At 73.7% G+C, this 16,548-nt stretch carries 15 protein-coding genes; 3 read left to right on the top strand and 12 right to left on the bottom strand.

The genetic code is table 11. The annotated features are described in order from the left end of the window. Positions 1-32: 32 nt before the first annotated feature. The 6 genes from SMD11_RS09345 to SMD11_RS09370 form a co-directional block, all read right to left on the bottom strand. Positions 33-1,445, bottom strand: a complete 1,413-nt coding sequence (locus SMD11_RS09345) for an NAD(P)/FAD-dependent oxidoreductase (RefSeq protein ID WP_234365974.1) — start codon at positions 1,443-1,445, stop codon at positions 33-35. A gap of 4 nt (positions 1,446-1,449) precedes the next feature. Beyond that, the gene (locus SMD11_RS09350) at positions 1,450-2,277 is read right to left on the bottom strand and encodes an ABC transporter permease (protein ID WP_087926010.1); all 828 of its coding nucleotides are present in this window, start codon (positions 2,275-2,277) and stop codon (positions 1,450-1,452) included. Beyond that, the gene (locus SMD11_RS09355) at positions 2,277-3,200 is read right to left on the bottom strand and encodes an ABC transporter permease (RefSeq protein WP_199843833.1); all 924 of its coding nucleotides are present in this window, start codon (positions 3,198-3,200) and stop codon (positions 2,277-2,279) included. Before SMD11_RS09355 ends, SMD11_RS09350 begins: the two co-directional genes overlap by 1 nt. After that, positions 3,200-4,375, bottom strand: coding sequence for an ABC transporter ATP-binding protein (locus SMD11_RS09360; RefSeq protein WP_087926011.1), 1,176 nt, complete (start codon positions 4,373-4,375; stop codon positions 3,200-3,202). Before SMD11_RS09360 ends, SMD11_RS09355 begins: the two co-directional genes overlap by 1 nt. Before the next feature lie 139 nt (positions 4,376-4,514). After that, the gene (locus SMD11_RS09365) at positions 4,515-6,029 is read right to left on the bottom strand and encodes a gamma-aminobutyraldehyde dehydrogenase (RefSeq protein WP_087926012.1); all 1,515 of its coding nucleotides are present in this window, start codon (positions 6,027-6,029) and stop codon (positions 4,515-4,517) included. 121 nt (positions 6,030-6,150) lie between these two features. Then, a complete protein-coding gene (locus SMD11_RS09370; RefSeq protein ID WP_087926013.1) occupies positions 6,151-6,621 on the bottom strand; it encodes a DUF4190 domain-containing protein in 471 nt (156 codons plus the stop codon). A 103-nt stretch (positions 6,622-6,724) separates the two neighbouring features. Here SMD11_RS09370 and SMD11_RS09375 point away from each other — a divergent pair, with 103 nt between their 5' ends. Then, positions 6,725-7,321: an NADAR family protein gene (locus SMD11_RS09375; RefSeq protein WP_087926014.1), complete on the top strand. Its 597-nt coding sequence runs from the start codon at positions 6,725-6,727 to the stop codon at positions 7,319-7,321. Between the two features lie 202 nt (positions 7,322-7,523). Here SMD11_RS09375 and SMD11_RS09380 read toward each other — a convergent pair whose 3' ends face one another. Continuing rightward, complete coding sequence (locus tag SMD11_RS09380) at positions 7,524-8,393, bottom strand: DUF4190 domain-containing protein (protein WP_087926015.1); 870 nt, start codon at positions 8,391-8,393, stop codon at positions 7,524-7,526. Positions 8,394-8,499: 106 nt separating this feature from the next. Between SMD11_RS09380 and SMD11_RS09385 the strand changes: the two genes are divergently transcribed. Together SMD11_RS09385 and SMD11_RS09390 are read left to right on the top strand one after the other, a co-directional pair. After that, positions 8,500-9,522, top strand: coding sequence for an adenosine deaminase (locus SMD11_RS09385; RefSeq protein ID WP_087926016.1), 1,023 nt, complete (start codon positions 8,500-8,502; stop codon positions 9,520-9,522). Positions 9,523-9,583: 61 nt separating this feature from the next. Further along, positions 9,584-10,306 (top strand): glycerophosphodiester phosphodiesterase, encoded by a 723-nt coding sequence (locus SMD11_RS09390; protein WP_087926017.1) that lies wholly within the window; start codon positions 9,584-9,586, stop codon positions 10,304-10,306. Here the strand turns inward: SMD11_RS09390 and SMD11_RS09395 are convergent. The 5 genes from SMD11_RS09395 to SMD11_RS09415 form a co-directional block, all read right to left on the bottom strand. Further along, positions 10,289-11,284, bottom strand: coding sequence for a DMT family transporter (locus SMD11_RS09395; protein ID WP_159395274.1), 996 nt, complete (start codon positions 11,282-11,284; stop codon positions 10,289-10,291). The two genes, SMD11_RS09390 and SMD11_RS09395, sit on opposite strands and share 18 nt — an antisense overlap. Further along, entirely contained in the window at positions 11,281-12,258 is a 978-nt protein-coding gene (locus SMD11_RS09400; protein WP_087926019.1) for an SIS domain-containing protein, read from the bottom strand. Before SMD11_RS09400 ends, SMD11_RS09395 begins: the two co-directional genes overlap by 4 nt. A gap of 67 nt (positions 12,259-12,325) precedes the next feature. Next, positions 12,326-13,714 carry a DUF4178 domain-containing protein gene (locus SMD11_RS09405; RefSeq protein WP_087926020.1) on the bottom strand — a complete coding sequence of 463 codons (1,389 nt, stop codon included), beginning with the start codon at positions 13,712-13,714 and terminating at the stop codon, positions 12,326-12,328. After that, positions 13,711-14,835 (bottom strand): NAD(P)/FAD-dependent oxidoreductase, encoded by a 1,125-nt coding sequence (locus SMD11_RS09410; RefSeq protein WP_087926021.1) that lies wholly within the window; start codon positions 14,833-14,835, stop codon positions 13,711-13,713. Before SMD11_RS09410 ends, SMD11_RS09405 begins: the two co-directional genes overlap by 4 nt. 13 nt (positions 14,836-14,848) lie before the next feature. Next, positions 14,849-16,513, bottom strand: coding sequence for a methionine--tRNA ligase (locus tag SMD11_RS09415; RefSeq protein ID WP_087926022.1), 1,665 nt, complete (start codon positions 16,511-16,513; stop codon positions 14,849-14,851). Positions 16,514-16,548: the final 35 nt, after the last annotated feature.

Below are 16,548 nucleotides of genomic sequence, written 5' to 3' on the forward strand. Positions count from 1 at the left end.
TCAGGGGATCGGCGTGCGCCGGGCGAGGGGCGTCAGCTGTCGAAGCCGAGCCCGACCTTGTCCATGGCCTTGAGCCAGAGGTTGCGGCGGCCGCCGTTCTCGTCGGCGCGGGTCATCGACCACTGGGTGATGCCGATGCCCATGGACCGCACGGGCTCGGGCGGGAACGGCAGCGGCTTGCTGCGCACCATGTCCAGCTCGGTCCGCTCGGTGCGCTCCCCGGCGAGCAGGTCGAGCATGACGTCCGCGCCGAAGCGGCTGGCGCCGACGCCGAGGCCGGTGTAGCCGAGCGCGTAGGCGACCCGGCCGCCGTGCGCGGTGCCGAAGAAGGCCGAGAACCGGGAGCAGGTGTCGATGGCGCCGCCCCAGTTGTGGGTGAAGCGCAGGCCCTCCAGCTGGGGGAAGCAGCGGAAGAAGTGCTCGGCGAGCTTGCGGTAGGTGGCCGGGTGGTGGTCGTACTCGGACCGGACGCCGCCGCCGTAGTGGTGGACGATGTCGTACCCGCCCCACAGGATGCGGTGGTCGGGCGTGATCCGGAAGTAGTGGAAGTGGTTGGCGGCGTCGCCGAGTCCCTGCCGGCGCCGCCAGCCGATGGCGTCGCGCTGCTCGGGCGTGAGCGGCTCGGTCATCAGGGCGTAGTCGTAGACGGGCGCGATGTACGGGCGTACCCGCTTGACCAGCGAGGGGAAGGCGTTGGTGCCGAGCGCGGCGTGCCGGGCGAAGACCCGCCCGTAGGGGGTGCGGACGACGACGCCGGGGCCCTGGGCGGACAGCTCGGTGCCGGGCGTGTGCTCGTAGATCCGCACACCGAGGTCGAGGCAGGCCCGCTTGAGGCCCCAGACGAGCCGGGCGGGGTGCAGCATGGCGACGCCGGTGCGGTCCCAGAGTCCGGCGAGGAAGGTCGGGGAGTCGACCTCGGCGCGCAGGGCGTCCTGGTCGAGGTACTCGTAGTCGGGGAGGCCGAGCCCGGCGACCTCGTCGGCGGCCTCGCGCAGCTCGGCGACCTGGTGCGGGGCGGTGGCGATGTCGATCTCGCCGGTGCGCTCGAAGCCGCAGTCGATGCCATGGCGCGCCACGGTGGCCTCGATCTCGGCGAGGTTGCGGCGGCCGAGCCGCTCCAGGGTGGCCAGTTCCTGGGGCCAGCGGGACTGGCCGTTGGCCCAGCCGTGGGTGAGGGAGGCGGAGCAGAAGCCTCCGTTGCGGCCGGAGGCGGCCCAGCCGGTCTCCTGGGCCTCGATGAGGACGACGTCGCGGGCGGGGTCGCGCTCCTTGGCCAGGAGCGCGGTCCACAGTCCGGAGTAGCCGCCGCCGACGACGAGCAGTTCGCACCGCTCGTCGCCGACGAGGGCGGGGAGGGCCGCCGGGCGGCCGGGGTCGTCGAGCCAGTAGGGCCGGGGTGCGGCGTCGGAGAGTGATTTGGCAGGGTTCATGGCACGAGCGGCCATGGTCTCAGCTCCTTTTACGGCGCCCGCCGACCAGCTGACCGACGAGGACGCACAGCACGGCGATGCCGAACATCGCCGTTCCGATGACATTGATTTGAACGGGTGTGCCCCGTTGTGCGGCTCCCCAGACGAACATGGGGAAGGTCACAGTCGAGCCGGCGTTGAAGTTCGTGATGATGAAGTCGTCGAACGACAGCGCGAAGGCGAGCAGGGCGCCCGCCGCGATGCCGGGGGCGGCGATCGGCAGGGTCACCCGCAGGAAGGTCTGGAGCGGGGTGGCGTAGAGGTCCTGGGCGGCCTGTTCGAGGCGGGGGTCCATGGACATGACCCGGGCCTTGACCGCCGTGACCACGAAGCTCAGGCAGAACATGATGTGGGCGATCAGCACGGTCCAGAAGCCGAAGGTGACGCCCATGTTGAGGAAGAGGGTGGCCAGCGAGGCGGCCATGACGACCTCGGGCATGGCCATCGGCAGGAAGAGCAGGGTGCTCACCGAGGAGCGGGCGCGGAAGCGGTAGCGGGCGAGCGCGAAGGCGATCATCGTGCCGAGGACGGTCGCGCCGAGGGTGGCCCAGAAGGCGATCTCCAGGCTCAGGGAGAGCGAGCCGCACAGGTCGGCGACGCCGCAGGGGTCGGTCCAGGCGTCGGTGGAGAAGCGCTGCCACTCGTAGTTGAAGCGGCCGTTCGGCTTGTTGAAGGAGAAGACCGTGACGACGACGTTGGGCAGGATCAGATAGGCGAGGGTGGCCAGGCCCGCGAGGACGACGAGGTTGCGGCGGAGCCAGCGCGACGCCTTGGCGGGCGCCTTGGGCGTCTTGGTGGGAGCGGCCATCAGACCAGGTCCTCCGTCCCGGACTTGCGGATGTAGAGGGTGACCATGGCGAGGATGGCGGCCATGAGGATGAAGGAGAGGGCGGCGGCGGTCGGGTAGTCCAGGACGCGCAGGAACTGCGACTGGATGACGTTGCCGATCATCTTCTGGTCGGTGGAGCCGAGCAGCTCGGCGTTGATGTAGTCGCCGGTGGCCGGGATGAAGGTGAGCAGGGTGCCGGCCACGACACCGGGCATGGACAGCGGGAAGGTCACCTTGCGGAAGGTGGTGAGGGGCCTGGCGTAGAGGTCTCCGGCCGCTTCGTGGAGCCTGGGGTCGATGCGTTCGAGCGAGGTGTAGAGCGGCAGGATCATGAAGGGCAGGAAGTTGTAGGTCAGGCCGCAGACGACGGCCAGCGGGGTGGCGAGGACGCGCTGTCCCTCGGTGACGCCGAGCGCGTCGGTGAGGTCGAGGACGTGCAGGGCGCCCAGGGCGGAGACGACGGGTCCGCCGTCGGACAGGATCGTCTTCCAGGCGAGGGTGCGGATCAGGAAGCTGGTGAAGAACGGCGCGATGACGAGGACCATCAGGACGTTGCGCCAGCGGCCGGCCCGGAAGGCGATGAGGTAGGCGAGCGGGTAGCCGAGGGCGAGGCAGAGCACGGTGGCGGTCGCGGCGTAGGCGACCGACCGCAGGAACTGCGGGTAGTACTCGGTGAGCGCGTCCCAGTAGGTGGCGAGGTGCCAGGTGACCTGGAAGCCCTCTTCGAGGGAGCCGGTCTGCACGGACGTGGACGCCTGGTAGACGAGGGGGGCCGCGAAGAAGACGAGCAGCCAGAGGATGCCGGGGAGCAGCAGCCAGTAGGGGGTGAGCTTCCCGCGGGCGGCCGGGGCCGTCGCCGGGGCGTCGGCGGGGGGCTCGTGCCGGGTGCCGGTCAGTGCCATCAGGTGCCCTCCCCCGCGTCCGTGCCCGCCTCGATGCTCTGCGCGGCGTCCAGGCCGAAGCTGTGGCCCGGGTTCCAGTGCAGGACGACGTCGGCGCCGGGGACCAGGCGGCCGTCGCGCTCGATGTTCTGCTCGTACACGGACAGACCGGTGCCCACGGGGCTGTCGACGAGGTACTGGGTGGAGACGCCGATGAACCCGGCCTCGGTGATGCGGCCGCGGACGCGGTTGCGGCCGTCGGGGATGGTGCCGGCGTCGTCGGCGTGGGTCAGGGTGATCTTCTCGGGCCGTATCCCGACGAGGAGTTTCTCGCCCGTCCGGGCGGTGACGGTACATCGGTGCGCGGGCAGGGCGAGTTTGGAGTCGGCGGCGCGCAGGACGATGTCGTCACCGGAGGTGTCGAGGACGTCCGCGGTGATGAGGTTGGAGGTGCCCAGGAAGTTGGCGACGAAGGTGGTGCGGGGGGTGTCGTAGAGGTCGGCGGGGGCGCCCATCTGCTCGACGCGGCCACCGTTCATGACCGCGACCGTGTCGGCCATGGTCATGGCCTCCTCCTGGTCGTGGGTGACGTGCACGAAGGTGATGCCGACCTCGGTCTGGATGCGCTTGAGCTCCAGCTGCATCTGGCGGCGCAGCTTGAGGTCGAGGGCGCCGAGGGGCTCGTCGAGGAGCAGCACCTGGGGGTGGTTGATCAGGGCGCGGGCGACGGCGACGCGCTGCTGCTGGCCGCCGGAGAGCTGCTGGGGCTTGCGGCGGGCGAAGTCGCCGAGCTGGACGAGGTCGAGCATGTCGTCGACCTGCTTCTTGACGGACTTCACGCCGCGGCGGCGCAGGCCGAAGGCGACGTTCTCGTAGATGTCGAGGTGCGGGAAGAGCGCGTAGCTCTGGAAGACGGTGTTGACGGGCCGCTTGTACGGGGGCAGACCCGTGACGTCCTTGCCGCCGAGCCGGACGGTGCCGGTGCTGGGGTCCTCCAGGCCGGCGATCATGCGCAGCGTGGTGGTCTTGCCGCAGCCGGAGGCGCCGAGCAGGGCGAAGAAGGAGCCGCCGGGGACCGCCAGGTCGAGCGGGTGCACGGCGGTGAAGGCGCCGTAGCGCTTGCTGATGCCGGTGAGGCGGACGTCCGTGCCGCTGCTGTCGCTGGTCGGGGTGGTGGTCGGGGCGGATGTTGTCATGGGTCTGGTCCAGGGGTGTCGGGGGCGTGAGCACGTACGGCACGTACAGCCGCGTACGTTCTCATATGTCCGGGGTCGGGCGCCGCGCCGGTGGCCCGTTCGGCGGGGACCAGAAGATTGTCGCTAATGCGGGGGGTGCTCAGCGCCCACCGAAGACGGTGCGGTGCCAGTCCTTCCGGGCGACCGCGGTGTTGTCGGACATCACATGCTTGACCTGGGTGTACTCCTCGAAGGAGTAGGCCGACATGTCCTTGCCGTAGCCCGAGGCGCGGAAGCCGCCGTGGGGCATCTCGCTGACGATCGGGATGTGGTCGTTGACCCAGACGCAGCCGGCCCGCAGTTCCCTGGTGGCGCGGCCGGTGCGGTAGACGTCCCGGCTCCAGACGGAGGCGGCCAGGCCGTAGGGGGTGTCACCGGCGAGCGCCAGGCCCTCGTCGTCGCCGTCGAAGGGCAGCACGACCAGGACGGGGCCGAAGATCTCCCGCTGCACGGCCTCGCTGTCCTGCGGGGCGCCGGTGAGCAGGGTGGGGAGGTAGTACGCGCCCTTGGCGAGGTCGCCGGCGGGGGCCGCGCCGCCGGTGACGACGGTGGCGTAGGAGCGGGCGCGGTCCACGAAGCCGGCGACGCGGTCGCGGTGGGCGTGGGAGATGAGCGGGCCGAGGTCGGTGGCGGGGTCGAAGGGGTCGCCGAGGCGGACGGTGGCCATGAGGTCGGCGACGCCGGCCACGAAGGCCTCGTACAGCGGTCGCTGGACATAGGCGCGGGTCGCGGCGGTGCAGTCCTGGCCGGCGTTGATGAGCGCGCCGGCGACGGCGCCGTGGACGGCGGCCTCCAGGTCGGCGTCGTCGAAGACGAGGAAGGGGGCCTTCCCGCCGAGTTCGAGGTGGAGCCGCTTGACCGTGCGGGTGGCGATCTCGGCGACGCGCCTGCCGACCGGGGTGGAGCCGGTGAAGGAGGTCATGGCGACGGACGGATGGCCGACGAGGTGCTCCCCCGCGTCCTCGCCCGCGCCGCTGACGACGTTGACCACGCCGTCGGGGATGCCGGCGTCGGACGCGGCCTGGGCGAACATCAGGGAGGTGAGCGGGGTGAGCTCGGAAGGCTTGAGGACGACGGTGTTGCCGGCGGCGATGGCCGGCAGGACCTTCCAGGCAGCCATCTGGAGCGGGTAGTTCCAGGGCGCGATCGAGCCCACGACGCCGATCGGCTCGCGGCGGACGTAAGAGGTGTGGTCGGCGCTGTACTCGCCGGCGGAGCGGCCCTCCAGGTGCCGGGCGGCGCCCGCGAAGAAAGAGGTGTTGTCGACCGTGCCCGGGACGTCGAACTCCGTGCTGAGCCGGATGGGCTTGCCGCACTGGGCGGTCTCGGTGCGGGCGAGCTCCTCGGCCCGGCCGGCCAGGACGTCCGCGAAGCGGTGCAGCGCGCCCGCGCGGTCGCCGGGGGTGGCTCCGGCCCAGCCGGGCAGGGCCCGCGCGGCGGCGGTCACCGCGGCGTCGACGTCGGCGGGCCCGGCCGGTTCGTAGCCGAGGAGTTCGGCTCCGGTGGCCGGGTCGACGATCGCCTGCCGGCGGCCGGAGGTGCCGGTCCGCAGCCGGCCCCCGATGTACTGCGCGCCGTCGGCGAACCGCTCCGTCACATCGAACCGCTGGCCCATCGCATACTCCTCGACCGATCGCGTTGGTTGCAGATCTTGGCAGAGGAGAGGGTCGGCAACAAGGGATTCCGTCGTGGTGTTTTGACATCACGACGGAATCGGTGACGGAACGGCCGGATCGTCACGCCCCCCAGGAGCCCGCGCTGATGATGCTCGCGAAGAGCGCGAACCACAGGACGGGGATCACGAGCGCCGCGATGCCCAGCACGATGCCGGTGGTGGCGGCGCTGCGGTTGGTCGCCTCGCCCTTCGTCACCTTGGAGCGGCCGACGGCGCCGAAGATGATGCCGAGGATGCCCAGGATCAGGCCGAAGAACCACAGGAAGACCAGCAGGCTGCACACCGTGCCGATGATTCCGCAGACCAGACCGGCGGTGCCCATGCTGTTGTTGGGCTGCATCGGGACGGCGTAGCCACCGGGGTAGGGCTGGACCGGGGGCGCTGCCGGGTAGGCGCCCTGCGCGGGGTAGCCCTGGCTCGGGCTCTGGGCCGGGTAGCCCTGAGTCTGGCCCTGGCCCTGCGTGGGGTAGCCGTACCCCGGCGCCGGCGGCTGCTGGGGCGCGCCGTAAGGATTCTGCTGGTAGTCAGACATAAGGTTGTCCCCTCCGTTGGACTGCGTCGGGCAATGTTATGGCGAAGGGTTGACGGTCAGTAATTGACTTCACGTGCGGTGTCCGGGCCGCCAGAATGGCCGGATGACGATCAACGGGGAGAACGGGCCGGAGAGCCACGCGGACGGGCCTCGCACGGTGGCGGAGCTGTCGGCGGTCCTCGGCCGCGGCGAGCGCGTCACGTACGTCTACTTCTGGGGCCACCGGCCGCGGCCCGACGGCAGCATAGGCGCGAGCTGTTTCAGCCAGTGGTGGCCGTCGCCGTTCACGGTGGGCGGCATCACGTACGCCACGGCCGAGCACTGGATGATGGCGGGCAAGGCCCGGCTGTTCGGCGACGCCGAGGCGGAGGCACGGGCCCTCGCGGCCGCGCACCCCAAGCAGGCCAAGGACGCGGGCCGCACGGTGCGCGGCTTCGACGAGGAGCGCTGGCGCCGCCACCGCTTCGACCTGGTGGCCGAGGGCAGCGTGCACAAATTCGGCCAGGACCCGGCGCTCCGCGACTACCTGCTGGGCACCGGCGAGCGGGTCCTCGTCGAGGCGAGCCCGCTGGACCGCGTGTGGGGCATCGGCCTCGCGGCCGACGACGAGCGGGCGCGGGACCCGCGGCGGTGGCGCGGCGACAACCTGCTGGGCTTCGCGCTGATGGAGGCCCGGCAGCGGCTGGCGGAGCGGGCCTGACCCCTCCCTGCCCGGGGCCGGTGTCCGGCCCGGTTCCGGGCGACGATTCGGCCCGTCCGGGGGCACCTCCCAGCGGTAGCTGGGGGAGTTTGAGGACCGGGGTCCGGGGCGGAGCCCCGGTTCCGGGAAGGGGCGGGTAGGGCAAATGCCCCGCCGGACGCACCAAGGCGCGGTGCCCGGCGGAAGGTTCCGCCACGCGGCGTCAGCCGCCTCCGGCGGCGGGCCCCGGCCGCAACGGCGCCGACACATACGCCCCGTACGTCGCCCCCGGATCATCCTCCGGCACGTACCCGTCCTCGTCGTCCGAGACGCTGATGTAGACGAAGAGCATCACCGCGGACAGCACGAACGCCAGCGCCCCGAGTATCAGCCCGGTGAGCGCCTGGCCGCCGTTGAACGCCCGGCCGTTCTTCACCTTGGACCGGCCTATCGCGCCGAAGATGACGCCGAGTATGCCGAGCAGCGCCCCGAAGAGCACCGTGACGGACATGACGGTGCCGACGATGCCGAGCACCAGCGCGGCGACGCCGAAGCCGCTGTCCGAGCCCATGGCGCGCGGGTCCTCGCCGTAGAACGCCGGCACCGGATAGCCGTACGAGCCCGGCTGGTACGGAACCTGGCCGTAGGGCACGGGCCCGCCGTAGGGCGGTGCGCCGTAAGGGACCTGGCCGGCGGGGGCCACGGGGTAGCCGTAGCCGGTCGTGGCGTAGGGGGCCTGCGGGTTCACAGGCCCCTGCGGGTAGCCCTGGGGGTAGGGGCCCTGCCCCCAGGGACCGCCCGGATACGCGCTCGGGGTCCCCGGACCCGTCGGCGCGGGAGGCACCGGCGGAACGGCGGAGGGGGCGCCCGGTGGTCCGGCGCGGTGGGCGGGAGGCACCGCGGCGTGCGGCGGCGGCACCGCGTGGCCCGGCCGTTCGGGCGCGTCCGCGGTCCGCTGCTCGGGCAGCGCTCCGGTCGTCGGTTCGTCCAGCGGCACCCGCCGCTCCGGCGGCGCCCAGGGGTCGCGGACCCGCGCCCCGGGCTGCTCGTCGGCCGTGGCGGCCCCGTCGGCTCGGTCGGCCCTCTCGGACATGGCCCTCCCCAGTCGGTACTCCGTCATGCTAAGGCCTGAGCACGGCCCCCGTACCCGCCCCGCATACGATGATCACCCCGTCGACCGAGCAGCCCTGGAGGCGCGCATGTCCGTTCTCGACTCGTTCATCGCCGGGCTCCCCAAGGCGGAGCTGCACGTCCACCATGTCGGCTCCGCGTCCCCGCGGATCGTCGCCGAGCTGGCCGCCCGGCACCCGGACTCCCCGGTGCCCACCGACCCCGAGGCGCTCGCCGACTTCTTCACCTTCCGCGACTTCGCCCACTTCATCGAGGTCTACCTCTCGGTGGTCGACCTGATCCGCGACGCCCAGGACGTACGGCTGCTGACGTACGAGGTCGCGCGCGACATGGCCCGGCAGAACATCCGCTACGCCGAGCTGACCGTGACCCCGTACAGCTCGACCCGGCGCGGCATCCCCGACGTCGCGTTCGTCGAGGCGATCGAGGACGCCCGCAAGGCGGCGGAGGCGGAGCTGGGCGTCGTGCTGCGCTGGTGCTTCGACATCCCCGGCGAGGCCGGGCTGGAGGCCGCCGAGGAGACGGCCCGGATCGCCTGCGAGCTCAAGCCGGAGGGGCTGGTCTCCTTCGGGCTGGGCGGCCCCGAGATCGGTGTGCCCCGGCCGCAGTTCAAGCCCTACTTCGACCGGGCGATCGCCGCCGGCCTGCACAGCGTCCCGCACGCCGGGGAGACCACGGGCCCGGGGACGATCTGGGACGCGCTGACCGAGCTGCGCGCCGAGCGCATCGGGCACGGCACGAGCGCCACCCAGGACCCGGCGCTGCTGGCCCACCTCGCCGAGCACCGGATCCCGCTGGAGGTCTGCCCGACCTCCAACCTCGCCACCCGGGCCGTGACCGACCTCGACGCGCACCCGGTCAAGGAGATGGTGGCCGCGGGCGTGCTGGTCACGATCAACAGCGACGACCCGCCGATGTTCGGCACCGACCTCAACCGGGAGTACGGCGTCGCGGCCCGGCTGCTGGACCTCGACGCCCGGGGCGTCGCCGAGCTCGCCAAGAACGCGGTCGAGGCGTCCTTCATGGACGAGGCGGGCAAGCGGGCGCTGCGCGCGGAGATCGACGACTACACCGCGGCCTGGCGGGGCTGACCGGGCCCGGCGGGGGCACGGCGGGTCCGGTCCCCGGCGGGACGCCGGTAAGAATGGCCCCATGTCCGAACCGACGCGCGCAGCAGCCGCCCCCGAGTTCACCGCCGTCGCCCACCGCGGCGACCCGTACGTCCACCGTGAGAACACCCTCGCCTCGCTCGGCTCGGCGCTCCGGGCCGGGGCGGGCGCGGTGGAGACCGACGTCCGGCTGACGCGGGACGGCGTGCCCGTCCTGCTGCACGACGCGACGCTGGAACGGCTGTGGGGCCAAACCCGGCTGCTGGACTCGCTGTCGGCCGAGGAGCTGCGCGAGCTGACGGACGGTGGGGTGCCGACCCTGCGCGAGGCGCTCACGCTCCTCACGGACGGCGGGCCGGCGGGGCCCGCGCCGCGGCTCTTCGTCGACCTGCCCGACCCCGCGGCCACGGAGGCGGCGGTCGCCGAGGTCCACGCGAGCGGCGCGGCCGGGCGGGTGTACTACTGCGGCGGCCCCACGGCGATGCTGGCCGTGCGCCGCGCGGACCCGTACGCCGAGATCGCGCTCACCTGGACGACGCTCGTGCCGCCCCGCGCGGCGCTGCTCGACGCGGTCCGGCCGCGCTGGATGAACTACCGCTTCGGGCTGGTGACCCCGGAGCTGGTCGCCCGCGACCACGCCGCGGGAATGCTGGTCTCCGCGTGGACGGCGGACACCCGCTTCACCATGCGCCGGCTGCTCGCCGCGGGCGTCGACTCGATCACCACGAACCGCATCGACGCCCTGCGGTCACTGCTGCCCCGCTGACCTCCCGGTGGGGACGGCGACGCCGTCCCCTTCCTCCTCCCTTTCCTCCGGCGGCGAGCCGGCTGCGGGCGGGACGTCGGCCTCCGTCGTGGAGAAGACCACGACCGCGCCGACGATCAGCACGGCGCCGGCCAGCGCCGCGCCCGTCAGCCGCTCGCCGAGGAACAGCGCGGCGCAGGCGACGCCGAAGACGGGGATGAGGTTGAGGACCATCGCCGCCGTCGTGGCCCGTACGGCCTTGATCGCGTAGTTGTAGAGCAGGAAGCTCGCGGCGTAGCCGACGACCCCGGACAGCACGGCCGCGGTCCAGGCCCCGGCCGAGGCGTCCGTGGGCAGGGACTCCGCGCCGCCCGCCCACCGCGCCACCGCGAACGGCAGGGTGCACAGCAGCCCGGACGAGAACTGGTACGCCGTCATCGTCAGCGCGTCCACGTGCTCGGCCGCCCGCGCGGCGAGCATGACGTAGCTCGCCGCGCACACCACCCCGGCGAGCACCAGCCCGTCCCCGGGGTGCGGCGCGAAGCCCGAGCCGAGGCCCTCCAGCGTGGCCACCCCCGCGAGGGCCAGGACGAGCGCCACGCAGGCCCGCCCGGTGAGTCTCTCGCGCAGGAAGAGGCAGGCCATGCCGATGGCGAAAAACGACTCCAGGCCGGTGAGCAGGGAGGCGTTGGACGCCGTGGTGCGGGTGAGTCCGAAGGTGAAGAACGCGTAGGCGAGCGCGGGTTCCAGCAGCCCCAGGAGACCGAGGCGGACGACCCACTTCCGGCCGGGTGGGCGCCGTGGACCGCGGATCAGGAGCACCGCCCAGAGCACGGCCGTCGCCGACGCCAGCTGGATCACCAGCAGCGTCAGCGGCGGCAGCGCGTCCAGCGCGGACTTGGTGAAGGTCGCCGAGCTGCCCCAGAACAGGGCGGCCGACACCAGCGCGACCTGGTGACGGGAGAGCCGGGCGAGGCGGGCGGGCAGCGGGAGGTTCACCGGCCCGGGGTACCCATCCGCCACAGCGCGCTGTCGGCCCAGGCGCCGACGATGGCCTCGTCGGGGTCCTGGCCGCGCAGGGCGGCGTAGCGGTCGGCCAGCAGCTGGAGGCGGACGGTCATGGGGATCTGGGCGAGGAGCGGCGGCAGCGGGTCCCCGGCGGGCGCCTCCAGCGTGGCGGTCGCGATGCCCTCGCGCCGGGCGGCGTCCGCGAGGGCCGCGGTCAGGCCGTCGGCGTCGGCGGCCGGTTCGAGGACGACGAGGCCGTCGGCGGCGGTGTAGGGCACGGCCGAGCCGTGCAGGAAGCGGTCGGAGTCGAAGCCCTCGGCGAGGATCCGGGCCCCTTCGCGGATCTTCAGGGCGCCCTCGCGGGCGGTGACGCCCCAGGGCCCGCAGCCGATGACCGCCAGGCTGCGCGCGGGGACCGCGATGTGGTCGATGCCCGGCTCGGCGCAGACGGCGCGCACCTGCTCCGCCGTGCGCCGGAGGTCGTCGGCGGAGCCCTCGGGGGCGCCGGCGAGGTGGGCGAGCCGGGCGAGGACGCCGAGCGCGGAGGTGTAGCTGACGGTGTAGGTCTCGGACTCCTCGGGGGCGACCGTCCCGATCGCCTCCGGCCAGCCGCGGCCCGTGCCGGTGACGGAGACGACGGGGACGCCGGCCTCCTGGGCGGCGGCCCGCGCGCGGACCGCGAAGGCGGTCTCGGCGGTGTGGGTGATGACCAGGAGGACGTCACCGGGCCGGTGACCCGCGCTCCACCGGGACCACTGGACGGCGGGCACCCAGCGGGCGTCGAGGCCGGCCCGCTCCAGCATCGCGGCGCCGAGCTCGGCGGCGTGCTGGCTGGTCCCGGTGCCGGTGACGACGACCCGGCGGGCGGCGGCGAGGACGGCGGCCCGCTCGGCCAGGTCGAGGCCCGCGACGTGTTCGAGGGCGGCGGCCTGCTGGTTGATCATGCGGTGGAGTGCGGTCGGCATGGTGATCGGATCGCCAATCGTGAGGTGAGGTGACGTCAAAGGGGGTGACGTCCGGGGCGTGAGGGCTTCAGCGGGCGGCTGGGGCCGAGGCGAGCACGACCACGCTGGGCGCGTGGACGGTGAACGGCGAGCGGTCGTAGTCCCCGTGCACCGCCTCCACGCGCAGACCGGCGGCCCGCAGCATGGCCAGGAGCTCGTGGGCGCTGAAGACGCGGTAGTCGGCGGTGGACGAGCGCCCGGTGGCGGGCTCGGTCACGGTCCAGCGGATGCGGCTGGTCAGCGGGTCGAAGACCTCCTCGTGGAGGAACGTCCGGCCGGTGGAGCTGTCGAAGTTGCGGATGACGTACTGGTCCTCGGGGACGCCGAAGACCTCGCTGGTCTGCCGGAGGAAGGCGTCCCGGTTGACGACGTCGAGGAGGAACCGGCCGCCGGGCGCCAGGACCCGGCGCACCTCGTGGAGGACGCGCATGTCCTCGGCCGCGTCGTGGAAGAAGCCGAAGCTCGTGTGGAGGTTGGTCACGGCGTCGAAGGAGCCGTCGGGGAAGGCGCCGAGGTCGCGCATGTCGGCCCGTACGAAGGCGACGTCGCGCCCGGCGGCCGCGGCCCGGCGGCGCGCCTGGCCGAGGTAGTCGGCCGACAGGTCGGCGCCGGTGACGCGGTAGCCGGCGCCCGCCAGCGGCACCGCGTGGCGGCCGGTGCCGCAGGCGAGGTCGAGCAGGCGGGGGTGGGTGGCGGGCGGCAGCAGCGCGGTGACGCAGTCGACCATGGTGCGGGTGAGGCCGGGGTCCTGCTGTTCGATGTCGGAGTCGGTGTAGATGTCGCCGAAGAACGCGGTCCACCAGTCGCCGGGCTCCGTCGTCCCGCCGTCCCCTTCCTCATCGAGTCCCTCGGGTCCCTCAAGGGCCTCCGCGCCGCCCAGGGGCGTGCCGACGCCCACGAGCCAGGGCCCTTCCGGGCTGAAGCGGGCCGCCGCGACCCGGCCTTCCGGGCCCTCGTACTCACGGTGGACCAGCCGCCCGGCGGCCGGCAGCGCCCAGGCGAACCGGCCCTCCGTCACATAGCGGGCCTCGCCACGCGCCGTCTCGGTCAGGACCGCGCCGCGCAGCGTGGCGGACGCGAGGTCGAAGCCCGCGGTGGTCGCCTCGGCGCGCCGCCAGAGCGAGAGGCGGGGGTCGCCCCCCAGGGTCTCGACGGCGAGCCAGGACGTCTCCGAGCCGTCCTCCAGCAGGACCTCCAGCCAGGTCTCCTCGTGGTCCGTGGCCACCACCCGGCCGGCCACCCGCCACTTCCGGCCCCGTACGACCACGTCGGCGCCGGGCGTCAGCCGGTCGGCGACGGCGGCGCAGGCGGGCGTCCAGGGGTGCCGCGGGTACTCCTGCTCGTGCGAGGACCCGTTCGGCCGCTCTGTCTCCTGCTCGTTCCGCTCGTTCCGCGGCTCGTGTCGCTGCTCGCTCATGACTCTTCTCCCGGTGGTTCTCGGTGTGCCCCCGGCGCCGCGGAGGGCCCGCGCAGGGCGAAGCGCGGGAGCGGCTCGGCCGTCCCGTCGAGGACGTCGGCCACGTACCGGGCCCAGGCCGGCCCGTGCTTGAAGCCGTGTCCGGAGTCGCCGCCGACCAGCCAGCCGTCGCGGGTGCCGGGCAGGCGGTCGAGGACGAAGTGCTCGTCGGGCGACCAGGCGTACGCGCACTCCTCGCGCCGCTCGACGGGCGCCTCGGCGAGGGCGGGGAAGCGGGTGGCGACGTAGCGCCGCGCGTGCGGCGGGAGTTCGCCGGCGGCCACCGCGGCGTGGACGTGCGCGAGGTCCGTCGCGACGCTGTCCGGCACGATCTTCACGGTGGCCGCGCCGCCGAGCGCCGGCACGCCGTACATCTCCGCCGAGCGGTCGATCCAGGCGGGGCCGCCCGCCGCCCAGGGGCCGCGCGCGGTGAGCCAGTAGCTGTCCTGCCGTTCGGCGACGACCCCGGTGAGGCCGGGGAAGAGCACGGGCAGGGCCGGGCCCACGGCCCAGACGACGAGGTCGGCGGTGTGGAGCCGGCCGTCGACGCGGGCGCCCTCGCCGTCGGGCACGGCGGTGCCCACGGTGGTGCGGACGCCGTGCCGCGCGGCGGAGGCGGCGAGGGCGCGCATGGCCGTACGGGCCGCGAGCACGGCGCCGCCGGGTTCGTGGACGGCGAAGGAGACACCGTGGGCGGTGCAGCCGGGGAAGCGGCCGGGCAGGGCGGCGGCCGGCACGTGTTCGACGGGGATGCCGAGGTCGCGCAGGGTGCCGAGGCTCGCCCGCTCCCAGCCGGTGTCGGGGCCGGTGGCGAGCAGCAGCGCGCCGGTGGGGTGGAGGAACCGCTCGCCGGTCTCGGCCTCCAGCTCCCGCCAGAGCGTCCGGGCCCGCCAGGCGGAGCGGGCGTAGAAGCGGTCCGGTCCGTGGGCACAGCGCAGGATGCGGGTGTCGGCGTAGGAGGGGCCGCTGCCCGCGCCGGCGGGGCGGGGGTCGACGAGGTCGACGGACCGGCCCCGGCCCGCGAGTTCGCGGGCGAGGGACAGGCCGAAGACCCCGGCGCCGATGACGAGTGCGCGGCTCATGCGCGGGCCCGGGTCATCCGCCCATCACCCGGGTGTCGATGTCGGCGGGCAGCGGCGTGAAGAAGGTGTGGGGGCCGGGGACAACGGGGTGGGTCCCAGTGCCGCGGAGGTCCGCCCGCCCGGCGTCGCGGGTGGGCTCGCCGGGCAGGCCGAGGGCGTGCCAGAGCTGCCGGGCGAAGTCCGGCATGAGGGGGTGGGCGCAGGCGGCCAGGGTGCGGGCCGCGCGTGCTTCGAGGGCGACGGCCGTACGGGCGCGGTCGTCGCCGGGGCGGGCGGCGAGCAGGCGGGACTGCCCGGCGGCGAAGGCGGTGGAGAGGCGGACGAGTTCGCCGAGGCAGCGGGTGGCCCGCTGCGGGGAAAACGTTTCGGCGGTGAGGGCGGCGAGGCACTCGTCGGCCAGCGCGTCGACGGCGGAGGCGAAGGCGGCCTGGGAGGGGGTGGGCGTGCCGGGTGCGGGGACCCGGCCGCCGCCGACGGCGGTGACGCGCCGGAAGAGCCCGTCGAGCCAGCCCTGCCAGGCTCCGGCCAGTTCCTCGTCGGCCAGCCGGCGGAAGCGGTCCCAGGTGAAGGAGGTGCGGGCGGTCTCCGGCCGGTCGTGGGCGAGCGCGAAGCGGACGACGCTGCCGGGCACCTTGGCGAGCAGCGCGTCGGCCCAGATGGCGTGGCCGCGGCTCTTGGAGAACTTCGCGTCGTCCAGCTGGAAGAACTCGTTGGTGACGAAGGCGTCCGGCAGCCGCAGGCCCTCGTCGTAGGCCATCATCAGGGCCGGGAAGAGGACAGTGTGGAAGTAGCCGTTGTCGAAGCCGAAGAACTGGACGATCCGGGAGGCGTTCCACTCCTCGCGCCAGCCGCCGGGGTCCGCTCCTTCGGCGCGCAGGGCCTCCTGGAGTTCGGCGAAATAGCCGGGGACCATCTCGGCCCAGACGTAGACGCGCTGCTCCTCGAAGCCCGCCACGGGGACGGGGAGCCCCCAGTCGGTGGGGTGGGTGACGGGGATGTCGGGGAGCTCGCCGGCCAGCAGGCCGGCGCAGAGCTCCTCCAGCTGGGGGCTCATCGCGGTGCCGGCGTGCAGGGCGCGCAGCCGGTCGGTGTACCGGCCCAGGGGGAAGACGAGGCGCTCGTAGGTGCGTGCAACCGGTGTGGCTCCACAGGTGTTGCAGACGGGGTCGACGAGGTCGGTGCAGACATTGGGCCAGGCGCACTCCTCGCAGGAGTTGCCGTCGCTGTCGGCGCCGCAGCGGGGGCAGCCGCCGCTGACGTGCCCTTCGAAGAGGTAGCGGTCGCAGGCGGCGCAGTGGAGCCCCTCCGCCGTGCGGGGGACGATCCGGCCGGTGCGGTGGAGGGTGGCGACGAAGTCCCGTACGGCTTCCTGGTGGAGGCGGGAGTGCTGGGGCCGGACGTAGGTGTCGGCCTCGAAGGCGGCCGAGGTGAAGATGGCGGCGACGACGTCCGCGTACCGGTCGGCGAGCGCGAGGGGGTCCTCGCCCAGGGCGCGGGCCTTGAGGGGGACGTAGCTCTGGTGGACGTCCGAGCCGGTGAGGTAGCGGACCGGCGTGCCGTGGAGGCGGAGCGCCCGGGTGTGGATGTCGGCTCCGGAGTAGGGGCCGGAGAGGTGACCGAGGTGCAGGTCGCCGTTGGGGGTGGGCGGTGCCGCGGTGACGAGGGTGCGCGTGAGCATGTGCGGGATCTCCGGGGTGGGGAGCGCGGGCCGGT

Source organism: Streptomyces albireticuli, from assembly GCF_002192455.1.
Classification (GTDB): Bacteria; Actinomycetota; Actinomycetes; order Streptomycetales; family Streptomycetaceae; genus Streptomyces; species Streptomyces albireticuli_B.

What these genes read in the sequence shown, in the direction of transcription:
- SMD11_RS09345 (WP_234365974.1), bottom strand. Translation starts at nt 1,445, where the DNA reads ATGGCCGCTCGTGCCATGAACCCTGCCAAATCACTCTCCGACGCCGCA.
- SMD11_RS09350 (WP_087926010.1), bottom strand. Translation starts at nt 2,277, where the DNA reads ATGGCCGCTCCCACCAAGACGCCCAAGGCGCCCGCCAAGGCGTCGCGC.
- SMD11_RS09355 (WP_199843833.1), bottom strand. Translation starts at nt 3,200, where the DNA reads ATGGCACTGACCGGCACCCGGCACGAGCCCCCCGCCGACGCCCCGGCG.
- SMD11_RS09360 (WP_087926011.1), bottom strand. Translation starts at nt 4,375, where the DNA reads ATGACAACATCCGCCCCGACCACCACCCCGACCAGCGACAGCAGCGGC.
- SMD11_RS09365 (WP_087926012.1), bottom strand. Translation starts at nt 6,029, where the DNA reads ATGGGCCAGCGGTTCGATGTGACGGAGCGGTTCGCCGACGGCGCGCAG.
- SMD11_RS09370 (WP_087926013.1), bottom strand. Translation starts at nt 6,621, where the DNA reads ATGTCTGACTACCAGCAGAATCCTTACGGCGCGCCCCAGCAGCCGCCG.
- SMD11_RS09375 (WP_087926014.1), top strand. Translation starts at nt 6,725, where the DNA reads ATGACGATCAACGGGGAGAACGGGCCGGAGAGCCACGCGGACGGGCCT.
- SMD11_RS09380 (WP_087926015.1), bottom strand. Translation starts at nt 8,393, where the DNA reads ATGTCCGAGAGGGCCGACCGAGCCGACGGGGCCGCCACGGCCGACGAG.
- SMD11_RS09385 (WP_087926016.1), top strand. Translation starts at nt 8,500, where the DNA reads ATGTCCGTTCTCGACTCGTTCATCGCCGGGCTCCCCAAGGCGGAGCTG.
- SMD11_RS09390 (WP_087926017.1), top strand. Translation starts at nt 9,584, where the DNA reads ATGTCCGAACCGACGCGCGCAGCAGCCGCCCCCGAGTTCACCGCCGTC.
- SMD11_RS09400 (WP_087926019.1), bottom strand. Translation starts at nt 12,258, where the DNA reads ATGCCGACCGCACTCCACCGCATGATCAACCAGCAGGCCGCCGCCCTC.
- SMD11_RS09405 (WP_087926020.1), bottom strand. Translation starts at nt 13,714, where the DNA reads ATGAGCGAGCAGCGACACGAGCCGCGGAACGAGCGGAACGAGCAGGAG.
- SMD11_RS09410 (WP_087926021.1), bottom strand. Translation starts at nt 14,835, where the DNA reads ATGAGCCGCGCACTCGTCATCGGCGCCGGGGTCTTCGGCCTGTCCCTC.
- SMD11_RS09415 (WP_087926022.1), bottom strand. Translation starts at nt 16,513, where the DNA reads ATGCTCACGCGCACCCTCGTCACCGCGGCACCGCCCACCCCCAACGGC.